Consider the following 12992-nt stretch of genomic DNA (forward strand, 5'->3'; position numbering starts at 1 on the left):
ATCGTTTGATGTCTGGATATCGTGTTATGGCAGCTGTGCGCGGGACACCTTCGGGTGTGCCGGATCCTGGGTGCCGGTCGGCCAACCCGCACACAGCTGCCACCTTACTTTCGCTTGGCCGCGAATGGTGGTAGCTCAACCTGGAGCTATATCTATGCACGACCAAGTTATGCCCCGATACCTCCCCATCGACACCTACGATGCCGAAAACCCGGTGCTCTTCATCAATACCCACAAAGAACTCAGCGACCTCGCAGCCTGCGCGGCGCATCGCTTCACGGTGGTTCGTGATCTGGCGGACACCTTGTCGAGCCTTGGCCTAAAAGGTATTTCAGACTGTGATCTGACGCGTGTGACCGGGGCCGTGCATCTGCTGATGCGGGAAGGGTGCGCGATACTGGATGTGATTCGGGCGCGGGCGTTGCAGCGGGAGGAGGGGTTCAAGGCTGCAATCTAGCGGTGTTGCAACCGACCCCTTCGCGAGCAGGCTCGCTCCCACACTGGATCAGCAGTGTTCACAAATCCCCTGTGGGAGCGAGCCTGCTCGCGAATGGAGTCGGCGAAGTTGTTATTCCTTCACACGCATAAACTCTTCCGCCCAGCGAATGTATTCCTCAGGCTGCGTATAGGTATGCGTCAGTTCCGTAGCGCTCAAGTCCGAGGCCTGGGTAAAGATCTGCCGTTGCTCGCGCAAGCTGTCGTACGTCGCCTTGATCGCCGCGAAGTAAGCACCATGACCGTCAATGGTCACCCGCACGCCCAGTTCGGCCAGGCGTTTGTCGTCGCGCAGCGCCGGGTTGCCATAGGTGACCAGCATCAGCGGCACGCTCAGGTGTTCGGCGATTTTTTCCAGTTGGTCGAAGTCCTGCACGCCCACCATGCAGATCCCGTCTGCGCCAGCGGCTTGGTATTGCTGGGTGCGGTTGATGATTTCCTGGATGGGCAGGATGCCGGCGTTGGTGCGGGCGATGATCGCCATTTCCGAATCAACCCGGGCTTCCAGCGCTGCGCGGATCTTGCCGACGCCTTCCGCGACGCCGATCAGGTCGGTGGATTTACGGCCGAATTGCGCCGGCAACAAGGTGTCTTCGATGGTCAGTGCGGCGATGCCGGCGCGTTCGAGTTCGACGATGGTGCGCATCACGTTGAGCGCGTTGCCGTAGCCATGGTCGGCGTCGGCGATGACCGGCAATTGTGCGACACGACCGATGCGTGTGGCCTGTTCGGCGAACTCGCTGAGGGTGATCAACGCAAAGTCGGGAGCGCCCAGCACCTGCAACGATGCGACGGAGCCGCCCAGAATCCCCACTTCAAAACCCAGGTCAGCTGCAATGCGGGCCGACATCGGGTCGAAGACCGAAGCCGTGTGATAGCAGGTGTTGGAGGCGAACAGTTCGCGAAAGTTACGGCGCAAATCTTGATGGGAAAGCCTGGACATACGAGTTCCACCACTGCAATTGGAATGGAAGGGCTTGAGCAAAAGTGTCAACGCCGAAGGAACAAAAGGCTATCACGCGGACGATGAGAAGATGATGACGAATTAACAATGCTTTAACTCGAGTCCTCGGCGCAACGCTAACCTTTGTAGCAGCTGCCGAAGGTTCGGGCCGCGTTCGGACGTCCGAGTGCGCAGCACTCGCCATCAGACGGTTACGCAGCAACAGCCTGCCTCTGTTGATTCAGCAAAGGCACCCCACGCACCGAGCTGCCGGGTTGCAGTTGCAGGCGTTTGGCGGTGAGGCGGTCGACAACCAGGCTGTTGCCGACCATTCGCGCCTGGGCGGCGGTAATGCGGCAGTTTTCCAGGCGGCGGTTATAGATCAGCCACACCGGCGCCTGTTCATCGGGCGTGCCGATGGCCAGCACCAGCGCCTGGCTGTCGCGCACGGTGCGGATGTTCGACACGGGAGCCTCAATCACCGGCCCGGCGTCGAAAATATCGATGTAACCCTTGTGGGCAAACCCCTCGGCATTGAGGATTTTCATTGCCGGCTCCGTGTTCGGGTGTGCTTTGCCAATCACGGCCTGGGCCTGTTCGGTCAGCAGGCAGGTGTAGAGCGGTTGGCGCGGCATCAGTTCGGCGATGAATGATTTGCTGCCCAGCCCCGACAGATGATCGGCGTGGCTGAACTCCATCTTGAAGAAGTGCCGGCCCAAGCTGTCCCAGAACGGCGAACAACCCTGCTCGTCGGCACTGCCACGCAGCTCGGCGATGAGTTTGTCGCCGAACAATTGCGGGAACTCGGCGACGAACAGCAGGCGCGCCAACGACAGTAAGCGACCATTTGTACCCAGGCGTTGATCGTGTTGCAGAAACAGCGAGCAGAGTTGCGATTGGCCGGTCATTTCGTTGTTCAGAAACAAGGTCGGAATCTGCCGCTCAATCCCCAGGTCCGGCGAAGCGCTGACGGTCAGCCCGACCCGATAGTTGTACCAGGGGTCGCGCAGGCCTACGGCGCCGGCCAATGCACTGATGCCGACCACGTGCTGATCGTCATCCTCGAGCACAAACAGGTAATCGGCATCCGCACGCTCGACCTGTTCGGCGAAGGTCCGCTGGGCCCAGCGCACCCGGTGCGCCAGGCGTTCCTCATTGGCCGGCAGGGTGGTGAACCCGGGGCCGGCTTGTTGCACCAGATCCATCAAGGCAGGCAGGTCGGTGACGCTAACCGGGCGGACAATCATAATGCTGTTCCTTCTTCGTACCTGTTCGTGCGCTGTCGTTGGGCGCGGGGCCGGATGGTGCTCACAGGGCGATCAGCCGGATCGGGCTGCCATCGGTCACGTTCAGGGCTATGCACATGTCGGCGCTCAACCCCACCGGCTGCCCGGCTTGGTAATCCAGCTCAGCTACGATCGCGCGATAGCCCTTGAGAGCGTCGTTGCTGACCAGGTACCGACAGCGCGCATCGATGGACGAACCGGTCTGCACCGTGCCAGTCACGCTTTGGGCGATGGAGAGTATGTTCGAGGTGCGCGCATACAGGGTCGGGCCACCGTCGAACAGGTCGATGTAGCTGTTGGTTTCAAACCCTTCACACTCAAGAATATCGAAGGCCTCCTGGCCGTCGGGGTGAATCCGGCCGATACAGTCCTGCGCCGCCTGGGGCAGCATCGGCACGTAGATCGGGTACTGCGGCATCAGTTCGGCGAGGAAGGTCCGGGTTTCCAGGCCGCACAGTCGTTCGGCCTCGGCATAAGGCAGGTCGAAAAAGTGTTTACCCAGCGCATCCCAGAACGGCGATTGCCCGTCATCGCTGCTGTAGCCGACGATTTCGGTGATCACCGCTTCGGCAAATCGCTGTGAATGGGCGGCGATGAACAGCAGCCGCGCCCGTGACAGCAACTCCGAAAATGCAGTGCGCACCAGCGGGGCGTCGATGTGAAAGCCGCGCAGCAAGGTGTGACCGTTGAGGTCCTGGCATAACGACAGTGCCGGGACGCCATGTTCGATGTTCAGTTCCCGGGAGGCGCTGGTGAAGTGGCGGTTGCGCAAGCTGTAGAACGGCTCGTTGAAACCGGCGGTGGCCAGGATTTCCGAGCACCCGACCAGGCGCCGGGCCGTCAGGTCCTCAAGCACGAAGAAGTAGTTCTCCGGGCCATGTTCCTCAACGTCTTTTTCGAATGAGGCGCAGGAATCGACAATTCTGCTGCGCAGTCGCTCGGTGTCGTCCGGCAACGATGTGACGCCTACCAGGCTGTCGCGTGCCAGTTGTTGTAGCTGGGGCAGGTCGGTTAACTCGACTGGGCGTAAGACCAGCATGGCTGCACTCCTGTATTAAAGGGCTCGGTGTTGTGCACCGAACCTGACTATCACTGTCGGGTTCCACGCGTGAAAGCAGCGACTGCCTGATTTGTTGTCAGACGCCGCCCTATTTCTTGTCAGCCATTGCTCGGGTCGGGCAGCACTGCGCTGGCGCCCAATTTGTTGAGGAATAACAGATACACCAGCCCCAACGCTATCCAGATCAGGCCCAGTTTCTGTGCATCAACCCCCATGTTGTACATGATTGCCGCGACGATGATAAAGCCAACCGACGGGAAGACGAGGTGCCTGATCACCTGGCCGGACTTCTGCCGACGCCAGTAGTAGTTTATGACCGTCAAGTGCAGCAACATGAAACCGCTCAACGCGCCGAAGTTCACCAGCGAAGTGAGGGTGTCCACCGAATTGATGAACAGGTAGCAGATCACCAGTGATAGCACCGCCACCAGGTAAATGCTCAGGTACGGGGTGTTGTGTTTGGGGTGAACCCTGGCCAGCACTTTGGGCAGCTTGCCGTCGCGGGCCATGCCGAACAACAGGCGTGATACCGCCGCTTGAGAAGTGATCGCCACTGCCACCCCCCAGGCCAGGGCCGTGGCCACGGCGGTCAGGGTTGCCAACCAACTGCCGGCGGCGATGTCGGCGATTTCATAGAACGCGGTGTCGGCGGATTTGAACCCCATACCAGCAGCGAGATCCGTGGCAATCCAGGTCTGCACGACAAAAATAGCGCCCATCACCAGCAGGGTGGTCAACGCAGCCTTGCCGACGCTACGGCCCGGGTCGCCTTTGATTTCTTCGGCGAGGGTGGAAATCGCATCGAACCCCAGGAACGACAGCACGGCAATCGACACGGCTTGCATCAGCAGGGCGAAATTAAAGGTGTCGGGGTTGTACAGCGGCGCCAGCGTCAGCTGACCGTTACCGCCGCCGTTGTGCAGCGCGTTCCAGGCGTAGAACAGGAAGATCCCCAGCACCACCAGTTGCGCCAGCAGAAACACGATATTCATGCGTGCGGTGAAGGTAATGCCCCGCAGGTTCACAAAGGTCGCGCTAACCAAAAACGCGAGGATGAATCCGACTTTCGGGATGTCCGGGTAAAGGTGATTCAGCGCCATCGCAGCATAAACGTAGAGCAGCGGTGGAATCAGCAGGTAATCGAGCAGCATCAGCCAGCCGGCGATAAACCCGACATGGGGGTTGAGGCCCCGTTGTGCGTAGGAATACACCGAGCCTGCAATCGGAAAAGCCCGGGCCATGCTGCCGTAACTGAGGGCAGTGAACAGCATCGCAACCATGCCGATGATATAGGCCAGCGGCACCATGCCCGGTGCCTCGGCATTGACATAGCCGTACACGCCAAAGGGCGCGATGGGGATCATGAAGATCATCCCGTACACCACCAGATCGGTCAGTGTCAGGCTGCGTTTCAATTCTTGCTTGTAGCCAAATTTCTCAATTTCCATGAGGCTCTTCTCCTTGGGGTGTAAGCAGCGGCTGGCTGCGAGTTTGAAGCAACCGGTTTACAACAGTGGTGCCAGGTAGTCGGTCCAGCGACTGACGTTTTCAGGCGTGCGCAACAGGTCGTTGCGCACCTCGATCAGCACCGCCTCCAACCCGCGCGCGTCGCCGTGCACGGGGACGGTCATGTCGCCCAGCGGGTTGATCTTGTACGGTGCATTGACGGCGACCTTCAACGGGTGCTGGCTCAGGCCATCGATCAATCGTTGGGCATAATCCTTGGCTTCGCCAACCAGCACACCGGCTTCCAGCGCTCGGGGTTGGCCGTGGTAAACCGGGGTGAAACTGTGAATGCCGACCACCCGCACCGGCCGGCCTTGTGCGAGACGTTCGTCGATCAAGGTTTGCAGCTGCGAATGAAACGGTGTGAACAGGCATCGCCGGCGGTACTCGCGAGTGGCCTCGTCCAGCACCTGGTTGCCCGGAATCGGATAAATCTCACTCTGGGTCGCAATACTGTCCGGGGCGTGCAGCGGGCGGTTGAGGTCAATCAGCAACCGCGAGTAATTGGCCGCCAGCAACGTCGCACCCAGCGCATTGGACAAACCCTGCGCCAGCGCCAGGGCGCCGATATCCCAGGCGATATGCTCGCGGGCCGCTGCGTGGTCAAGGCCCAGTCCATTAAGTGCGGCCGGGATAAAGCGGCTGGCGTGTTCGCACACCAGAATCAGCGGATGCTCGCTGGTTTCGCGGCTCAAAGTGAAGGCCGGCTCGGTGAAAAGCCCGAGTTCATAAGATTCAGTACAGGCGTGCATAGTGCTCACAGAGTTCGGCGGGCGACAGCTGTTCCGTCAGCGTCAACTCCTCGGATTTAAGGGCCAAGTAGGTGTCCAGTAATGCACTCGGCAAGGCTTCGATCAGCGCCACGCTATGGCGCAGGCAGTCCAGCGCCTGGGCAAGGGACGCGGGCAGGGCGACGATGCCGCGGGCCTGGCGTTGCTCTTCGTTGAGGGCGTCGGGGACTTCATCGGTGATCGCGTTCAAGGCCAGGCGCTGCTCGATGCCCAGTCTTCCGGCGATCAGCAGCGCCGCCATTGCCAGGTGTGGCGAGGCCGTGGCGTCCAGGGCGCGAAACTCCACGTTGTACTGCGCCGCCACCGATTTGCCGCCAAGGTTCACGGTCGGGCAGATCCGCAGCGCCGCTTCACGGTTGCGCTGGCCAAGGCAGGCGTAGGACGCACTCCAGTGATGAGGCTGCAATCGTTTGTAGGACACCGGCGTCGGCGCCGTCAACGCACACAGTGCAGGCAAGTAATGCAAGATGCCGGCGGCCCAGTGTTGGCCGAGGGTCGACAGGCCGTTGGTGGTGCCGGGGTCGTACATCACCGGCTGAGCGGCCAGGTCCAGCAGGCTGACATGCAGGTGCACCCCATTGCACACCGCGTGCTCGGAGGTCTTGGGCGCGAAGCTCACGTCCAGGTTCATCTGCCGGGCGATCTCGCGGGTGATTTCGCGCACGTTCACCGCGCGATCCGCTGCGGCCACACCGAGGGCCGGGCGACAGGTGATTTCGTATTGGTGTTTACCGTATTCGGGCAGGAACATCTCGGGTTCGACGCCACCGGCACGCAGGGCACTGAGCAACCAGCCGCCGAATTCGGCGCCCTGGCGCTGGGCCTCAAGGGAGAACGCGAGGTGTTCTGTCGCGCCGCTGTTCAGGTTGAACTCGTGTTCAAACGCGGCGTTGACTTGCAAGCCCAGTTCGGCGCGATAACGCTCGACTTCATTGCGCAACAGGGTGCGCGGACAAGCGCCCCATGGGCGGCCATCGGTTTCGCACAGGTCACCGTGAATGAAATCCAGCACCGGGGCGGTGTCATCCGGGCCATTGCTGACCGTCACCCGGCTGCTTACGTCAGGGATCAGCCGTAAATCACCATAAGCGCCCCACGGGTTGGTGGAGGCGATGATGTCTTGGGGCGTCAATGCGCTGTTGGCCGGGACCCAGCCGCAGCCCGCTGCCAGGTAGTGTTCGAGTTCGTCCGTGGGAAACGAACGACCGCGCGTCACGCCGATCAGGTCGGTGGTGACGAGGGTGGTCATGGGCAGCGGTGAGAGGCGTTCGCTCATGCCTGCATCTCCTGCAACCGGTCGAGGACGGTCTGGGTGTCGGTGATCCAGCAGTAGCCTTTGATCGCATTCAGGCAGGCGTGATGGCGTTCCGGCGTGTAGGTCGCGCAGGCATCCTCCACCAGCGTCACCAGGTAACCGCGGTCGGCGGCGTCACGCACCGCCATGTCTACGCATTGATCGGTGACGATGCCGGCGATGACCAGATGCCGGGTCTCGAGGTTGCGCAGCACGTAGTCGATGTTGGTGGAGTTGAACGTCCCGGAGGAGGTCTTGGGCAAGACGATTTCGTTCTCTGAGGGTGTCAGGTCTTCGATGATTCGCGCTGGCGGGCTGCCCTTGGGCACGTGCATGCCCGAGAGTTTGTGGTCCAGCGAGCGGTCGCGACCATCGGCGGTGAGGCTTTCGATGATCGTGTGCAGCACGTTTTGCCCGGCGCTGCGAAAGGCACTCAGCAGCCGACGTTGATTGGGCACTACCTGCATGTGGGCACGGGTCAGGAAGTATTCGGCGTCGGGCCCGTTGAGGTGCGGGTCGAACTGCGGCTCGAGCCAGGCGCGCTGCATGTCCACCAGCAACAACGCGGTGTGGTTGGCGGTAAACGGCAGGTCCCGGGGTGAGCGATGGGAGAGCGTAAACATCCTTATTTATCCTCCAGCAGGTGAGTGTCAAATTCGCCGCGCAGGGTGTCGATGCCTTCCAGGCGATCGGCGAGATCAGGGCTGCGCAAAGTCAGGCAGGCAATCAACGCTTCCACCTGGGCCAGCGCGGGCACCATAGTGTCGAAGGCCGACACCGATTCCACCGGCGCACTGATGATCAGGTCCGCCATCTCCCGCAGCGGTGAAGCATAGATGTCAGTGAACAACACCACCCGGGCGTATCGGCTCTTGACGGCGCTGGTCAACCGCAAGGTTCGCGACTGGTAGCGGCGATAGTCGAACACCAGCACCACGTCCTGACGCTGCACGTCGAACACTCGGTCCGGCAGTTGTGCGTTGTCGTCCAGGGCAAAACAGCCGGGTCGCAGCAGGCGCAGGTGGTTGAGCAAATAGTGGGCGAGGAAACTGCTGAAGCGCCCGCCAAAGCAATGCACCTGATGGCGGGTGTCGAGCAGCCACTCGACGAGGATCCGGATGTCTTCGGGTTGGGTCAGCGCATGGGTATCCACCAGTGCCCGATGGCTGTCCTCCAGATAGTGGCTCCAGGCATCGCTTTTTTGCAGATGGGAGCGCGGTTGCAACTGGGCACTGGGGGACCGCAAGCGGTGGTCCATGTCGCTGAGCAGGGCATCCTGGAAATCGGCATAACCGCTGAATCCGAGTTTCTTCACCAGCCGCACAATGGTGGGATCGCTGACACCGGCGTGTTCGGCCAAACGTGACATCGGACCGAGTCCGTTACGTGGGTACTGGTCCAGCAAGGCACGTATGACTTTGCGTTCCGCCGGCGTCAATTCCAGGCCAGCGTCGGTAATCAGGTCTCTAAGGGTGGGCATCCGGGCTCCTGCTGGATGGGTGTGTCGGTTTCATTTCATAAATTGCTAAAACAGTATTTGTGTAGCGGACTCTACAAGTCTAGTGAATTTTTTCGTGATTTCTTCGAGCCCCAAAACGGGGCGAAACCTGCGTGTTACAAGGGCTACACGGAAGTGGATAGGGCTTGTAGGACATTGCCTATAACCGTGTCGGACATTGCCGAATTTCATCGACTCACTGAACTGGTAACCCGTGCTTGCCGATTAAAACGAAACGCCCTGAACCGGGCTTCTTGCGGCACAATTGGGCAACTATTTGCGGCGTGTTGCCGTCTTTTGTTTCATCGACAGGGTGATCATCCGTGCAAGCAACCCGTTTGACTCTGATCTGTCATGCGCGAACCGTCGCACAGAAATTGGCGCGTTTTCCTACAAATGAACCGTTGGAAATGGATTGGAAATCGGCGCGGGGTTCGCGTCGTCATGCGTTTAAACGGACACCGCGTTTACTCTGTGGACCGGAGTTGCGCACCCGGCAAACGGCTGCTTTGTTTGGCGATGAGGTTGAAGTCGTGGCGGCGTTGAGCGATTGCGACTTCGGACAGTGGCATGGCGTATCCATTGATGACTTGCAAATATCGCAAGCCGAGGCGCTCCAGACCTGGCTCGATGACCCGACCTCGGCGCCGCATGGCGGTGAGTCGGTGGCGCAATTGGGGCTACGCGTGGCGCAGTGGCTGAAAACCCTTGAGGCGACACCGGGGCACATTGTTGCGATCACCCATCCGTTTGTCATACGCGCCGCACTGACCCAAGTGTTGCAGGGCGCGGCGTTCAACCAGATCGACGTTGAACCGTTGTCGGCCATCGAATTGCGGTTCACCGGGCGCTGGCGTCTGCGATTGCTCGGCACTGATGCCCAAGGAGGGCAGTGATGAGAAAGCTGCTGGTCATCGGCATCGGCGCCGGCAACCCCGACTACATCACAATGCAGGCCGTGAAGGCGCTGAACCTCGTCGACGTGTTTTTCCTGATGGACAAGGGCCAGAGCAAAGACTCGTTGATTGATCTGCGGCGCGAGATCTGCGAGCGCTACATCACCGATCGCGACTACCGTTTCGTCGAAGCCCACAGCCCCGAGCGTGAACGCGGTGAGGTGGACTACACGATCAGTGTCGAAGACCTCAACCTTGCCAAGCAGTTGACCTTCGAGCGACTGATCAACGAGCAAATGACTGACGACCAGTGCGCCGGTTTCCTGGTGTGGGGCGATCCGTCGCTGTACGACAGCACGATCCGGATTTTGCAGGCGATCCTGGCCTCGGGCCGCTGCGTGTTTGAGTTTGAGGTGATTCCCGGCATTACCAGCGTCCAGGCATTGGCGGCGCAACATAAGGTGCCACTCAATCGCATCGGTCGCTCAATTGAAATCACCACCGGGCGACGGCTGGCGGCGGGGCAGGTGAGTGATGCCGACAGTGTGGTGGTGATGCTGGATGCGCAGGATGCCTACCATCAGGTGGCGGATCAGGAGACCGAGATTTACTGGGGGGCTTATTTGGGCACGCCGGATGAAATCCTGATCAGCGGCAAGCTCAAGGATGTGGCGGATGAGATTGAGCGGGTGCGCAAGGCGGCTCGATTGGCGAATGGGTGGATTATGGATACCTACCTGCTGCGTAAGCCTTGAAATAAGCGGTGTCTGGGCTGACGCCTTCGCGAGCAGGCTCGCTCCCACAGGGATTGTGTGGCACCGCACATTCAATGTCCCACAGGAGATCCAATGTGGGAGCGAGCCTGCTCGCGAATGGGCCCTCAAAAACACCTCAAAAAGCAGCCTTGCCCCCACGCCCAAACCGCTCCCGATACACCGACGGCGGCACCCCCACCACCCCTCGAAACGCCACGCGAAAACTCTCCACGGATCGATACCCGCAGCGCTCGGCGATTTGATCCGTGTTGTCGCTGGTGCTCTCCAGCAACTCCCGGGCCCGGGCCAGTCGCTCATGCTGCAACCACGCTTTGGGCGGCATCCCGGTAGCTTCTGTAAACCTGCGCAGAAACGTCCGTTCACTCATTGCCGCCTCACTCGCCAATTCCCGAACCTCCAGCGGTTCGTGCAAGCGCTCCCGCGCCCATTGCATGACGCGTGATACATCGCTACGCGGCGTCGGGCTGACCGGTGTGGGAATAAACTGCGCCTGGCCGCCGGTGCGTTGCGGTGACATCACCAGCCGTCGCGCCACCGAGTTTGCCACTTGTGTGCCGAAATCCCGTGCCACCAAATGCAGGCACGCATCGATACCCGCCGCGCTACCGGCCGAGGTGATCAGTTGACCGGAATCGACATACAACACCTGCGGGTCCACCAGAATGTTCGGAAAGCGTTCGGCCAATTCAGTGGTATAGCGCCAGTGGGTCGTGGCGCCGTGTCCGTCCAGCAAACCGGTCGCCGCCAACACAAACACGCCGGAGCAGATCGACAGCAATCGTGCGCCCCGCGCATGGGCCTTTCGCAGGGCGTCGAGCAAGTGCTCGGGCACCGGCGCGTGGCGGTCGCGCCACCCAGGAATGATGATGGTCCGGGCGTCTTCGAGCAGTTCCATGCCGCCATCGGCCAGCACCTGAATCCCGCCCATGGCGCGCATCGGGCCCTGATCCACGGCGACAATCCGCTGTTCGTACCACGGGAAGTCGAACTCTGGCCGCGCCAGTCCGAAGATCTCCACGGCGATGCCGAACTCGAAAGTACAGAGGCCGTCGTAGGCCAGAATCGCGACCAATCCAGGGGTGGGCTGCATTTGGCGGAAAATTCCCGGTGAGTGTCTTATGCGCCACTGTAGCGGCAAGTATCGGGTGGATAAAGTCTTCTCACACCCACCCGCACTTTGGAGTACAGCCCATGACCAGCCTGGTTCGCGAAATTCCCGCCGCCCCTTCGGCCATCGCCCTGATGCATTTCAGCAACCGTCTGACCTTCGAAACCGACTGTTCCGACGTCCACGGCAGTCAACAGGCCGGCGAGGTGGATTTTGTGTTGGTGGACGTTCGTGGTCCGTTGGTGTTCGAGCGTGGCCATGTGCCGGGCGCGATCAACATTCCGGGACGATTGCTGACCGCTGAAAGCCTGGCGGCTTACCCGAAAAGCAGCTTGTTCGTGGTGTATTGCGCGGGCCCGCATTGCAACGGCGCCAACAAGGCCTCCGTGAAACTTGCAGCGCTGGGTTACCCGGTCAAGGAAATGATCGGCGGGGTGATGGGGTGGCTGGATGAAGGGTTTGAGTTGAGTACGGCAGTGCAGCGTCCAGCGAGCGCCGTCATTGGCTGCGAATGCTGACATTCAAGCAACACAGAACACCTGTGGCGAGGGGGCTTGCCCCCGTTGGGTTGCACAGCAACCCCCAAAATCTCGGTAATTGTCGGGGATTTTGGGAGTGCTTCGCACTCCAACGGGGGCAAGCCCCCTCGCCACAAAGGCCCATCCATCCTGATGTTCAGCGGATGGCTGTGGCCTCCGTCCACCACCCATCCAGCGTCGCCTGCAACCAGTCATAAACGGCGGTGTAAGCGGCGCTGTCCTGTTCACCCCGAGGCAGCGGCGATTCCTCACCAAAGTGCTGATTGAGCATCGCCACAGACTCGGCATTCCACTCCGGATGGAACTGCAACCCCACCCGCGTCGGCCCTACGCGATACATCTGCTGTTCGCATTGATCACTGCTGGCCAGCAACTGGGCTTGAGGCGGCAGGTCGATTGCGTCTTCGTGCCATTCCAATACATTCAACCGTTGCCCATCACCGAACGTCACCTCGGTCCAGCCGGTTTCCATGCGCGCCATCCGCCGCACCTTGCCGCCCAGACTCAACGCCAGTAATTGTGCCCCCAGGCAAATCGCAAACACCGCAGCGCCCTGATCAAGGCTCCCCGCCAGCCACTGCCGTTCCGCCTCCAGCCACTGTGGCCCGGCGTTGGATTCATAAGGCCCACCCAACACAATCACCGGCGCCGCGCTCACGGGTGGCAATTGACCGAGGTCGGCGCGAAAGACGTTCAGCGTCAGGCCTCGGGACGTGGCCCAGTCAGCAATCGCACCAGGCCCTTCGGCGGGGTGGTGCTGGATCAGATTCAGTGTTGGCATCAGGATTCTCTGTCGTTTT

At 60.7% G+C, this 12992-nt stretch carries 14 protein-coding genes; 4 read left to right on the forward strand and 10 right to left on the reverse strand.

The features are described 5' to 3' along the window. The first annotated feature begins 154 nt into the window (after positions 1 to 154). A complete protein-coding gene (locus tag ACWGZX_RS25510; RefSeq protein ID WP_452625949.1) occupies positions 155 to 457 on the forward strand; it encodes a hypothetical protein in 303 nt (100 codons plus the stop codon). 111 nt (positions 458 to 568) lie between these two features. On the opposite strand, the gene ACWGZX_RS25515 is transcribed toward ACWGZX_RS25510, so the two are convergent. From ACWGZX_RS25515 to ACWGZX_RS25550, 8 genes are all read right to left on the reverse strand, one after another. Then, positions 569 to 1438, reverse strand: coding sequence for an isocitrate lyase/PEP mutase family protein (locus tag ACWGZX_RS25515; RefSeq protein WP_452625950.1), 870 nt, complete (start codon positions 1436 to 1438; stop codon positions 569 to 571). Between the two features lie 212 nt (positions 1439 to 1650). Next, positions 1651 to 2685 carry an arginine N-succinyltransferase gene (gene astA, locus ACWGZX_RS25520; protein WP_452625951.1) on the reverse strand — a complete coding sequence of 345 codons (1035 nt, stop codon included), beginning with the start codon at positions 2683 to 2685 and terminating at the stop codon, positions 1651 to 1653. A 61-nt stretch (positions 2686 to 2746) separates the two neighbouring features. Next, positions 2747 to 3763 (reverse strand): arginine N-succinyltransferase, encoded by a 1017-nt coding sequence (locus tag ACWGZX_RS25525; protein ID WP_452625952.1) that lies wholly within the window; start codon positions 3761 to 3763, stop codon positions 2747 to 2749. A gap of 119 nt (positions 3764 to 3882) precedes the next feature. Then, on the reverse strand, positions 3883 to 5232 hold the full coding sequence (locus ACWGZX_RS25530) for an APC family permease (RefSeq protein WP_452625953.1): 1350 nt from the start codon (positions 5230 to 5232) through the stop codon (positions 3883 to 3885). Between the two features lie 57 nt (positions 5233 to 5289). Beyond that, positions 5290 to 6042 carry an N-formylglutamate amidohydrolase gene (locus ACWGZX_RS25535; protein ID WP_452625954.1) on the reverse strand — a complete coding sequence of 251 codons (753 nt, stop codon included), beginning with the start codon at positions 6040 to 6042 and terminating at the stop codon, positions 5290 to 5292. Then, positions 6026 to 7357 carry a glutamine synthetase family protein gene (locus ACWGZX_RS25540; RefSeq protein ID WP_452625955.1) on the reverse strand — a complete coding sequence of 444 codons (1332 nt, stop codon included), beginning with the start codon at positions 7355 to 7357 and terminating at the stop codon, positions 6026 to 6028. The genes ACWGZX_RS25535 and ACWGZX_RS25540 overlap by 17 nt, the downstream gene beginning before the upstream one ends. Further along, the gene (locus ACWGZX_RS25545; protein ID WP_452625956.1) at positions 7354 to 7998 is read right to left on the reverse strand and encodes an isochorismatase family cysteine hydrolase; all 645 of its coding nucleotides are present in this window, start codon (positions 7996 to 7998) and stop codon (positions 7354 to 7356) included. The genes ACWGZX_RS25540 and ACWGZX_RS25545 overlap by 4 nt, the downstream gene beginning before the upstream one ends. 2 nt (positions 7999 to 8000) lie before the next feature. After that, the gene (locus ACWGZX_RS25550) at positions 8001 to 8855 is read right to left on the reverse strand and encodes a MurR/RpiR family transcriptional regulator (protein WP_452625957.1); all 855 of its coding nucleotides are present in this window, start codon (positions 8853 to 8855) and stop codon (positions 8001 to 8003) included. A gap of 341 nt (positions 8856 to 9196) precedes the next feature. On the opposite strand from ACWGZX_RS25550, the gene ACWGZX_RS25555 reads away from it, so the two are divergent. Together ACWGZX_RS25555 and cobF are read left to right on the forward strand one after the other, a co-directional pair. Further along, positions 9197 to 9769 (forward strand): histidine phosphatase family protein, encoded by a 573-nt coding sequence (locus ACWGZX_RS25555; RefSeq protein ID WP_452625958.1) that lies wholly within the window; start codon positions 9197 to 9199, stop codon positions 9767 to 9769. Continuing rightward, positions 9769 to 10524, forward strand: a complete 756-nt coding sequence (cobF, locus tag ACWGZX_RS25560; protein WP_452625959.1) for a precorrin-6A synthase (deacetylating) — start codon at positions 9769 to 9771, stop codon at positions 10522 to 10524. The genes ACWGZX_RS25555 and cobF overlap by 1 nt, the downstream gene beginning before the upstream one ends. Positions 10525 to 10660: 136 nt before the next feature. Here the strand turns inward: cobF and ftrA are convergent, their stop codons facing one another. Then, positions 10661 to 11635, reverse strand: a complete 975-nt coding sequence (gene ftrA / locus ACWGZX_RS25565; protein ID WP_452625960.1) for a transcriptional regulator FtrA — start codon at positions 11633 to 11635, stop codon at positions 10661 to 10663. 101 nt (positions 11636 to 11736) lie between these two features. On the opposite strand from ftrA, the gene ACWGZX_RS25570 reads away from it, so the two are divergent. Then, the gene (locus ACWGZX_RS25570; RefSeq protein WP_452625961.1) at positions 11737 to 12171 is read left to right on the forward strand and encodes a rhodanese-like domain-containing protein; all 435 of its coding nucleotides are present in this window, start codon (positions 11737 to 11739) and stop codon (positions 12169 to 12171) included. Positions 12172 to 12328: 157 nt separating this feature from the next. On the opposite strand, the gene ACWGZX_RS25575 is transcribed toward ACWGZX_RS25570, so the two are convergent. Continuing rightward, the gene (locus ACWGZX_RS25575) at positions 12329 to 12973 is read right to left on the reverse strand and encodes a type 1 glutamine amidotransferase (protein ID WP_452625962.1); all 645 of its coding nucleotides are present in this window, start codon (positions 12971 to 12973) and stop codon (positions 12329 to 12331) included. Between the last annotated feature and the right edge of the window lie 19 nt (positions 12974 to 12992).

The organism is Pseudomonas sp. CLCA07 (assembly GCF_053615335.1).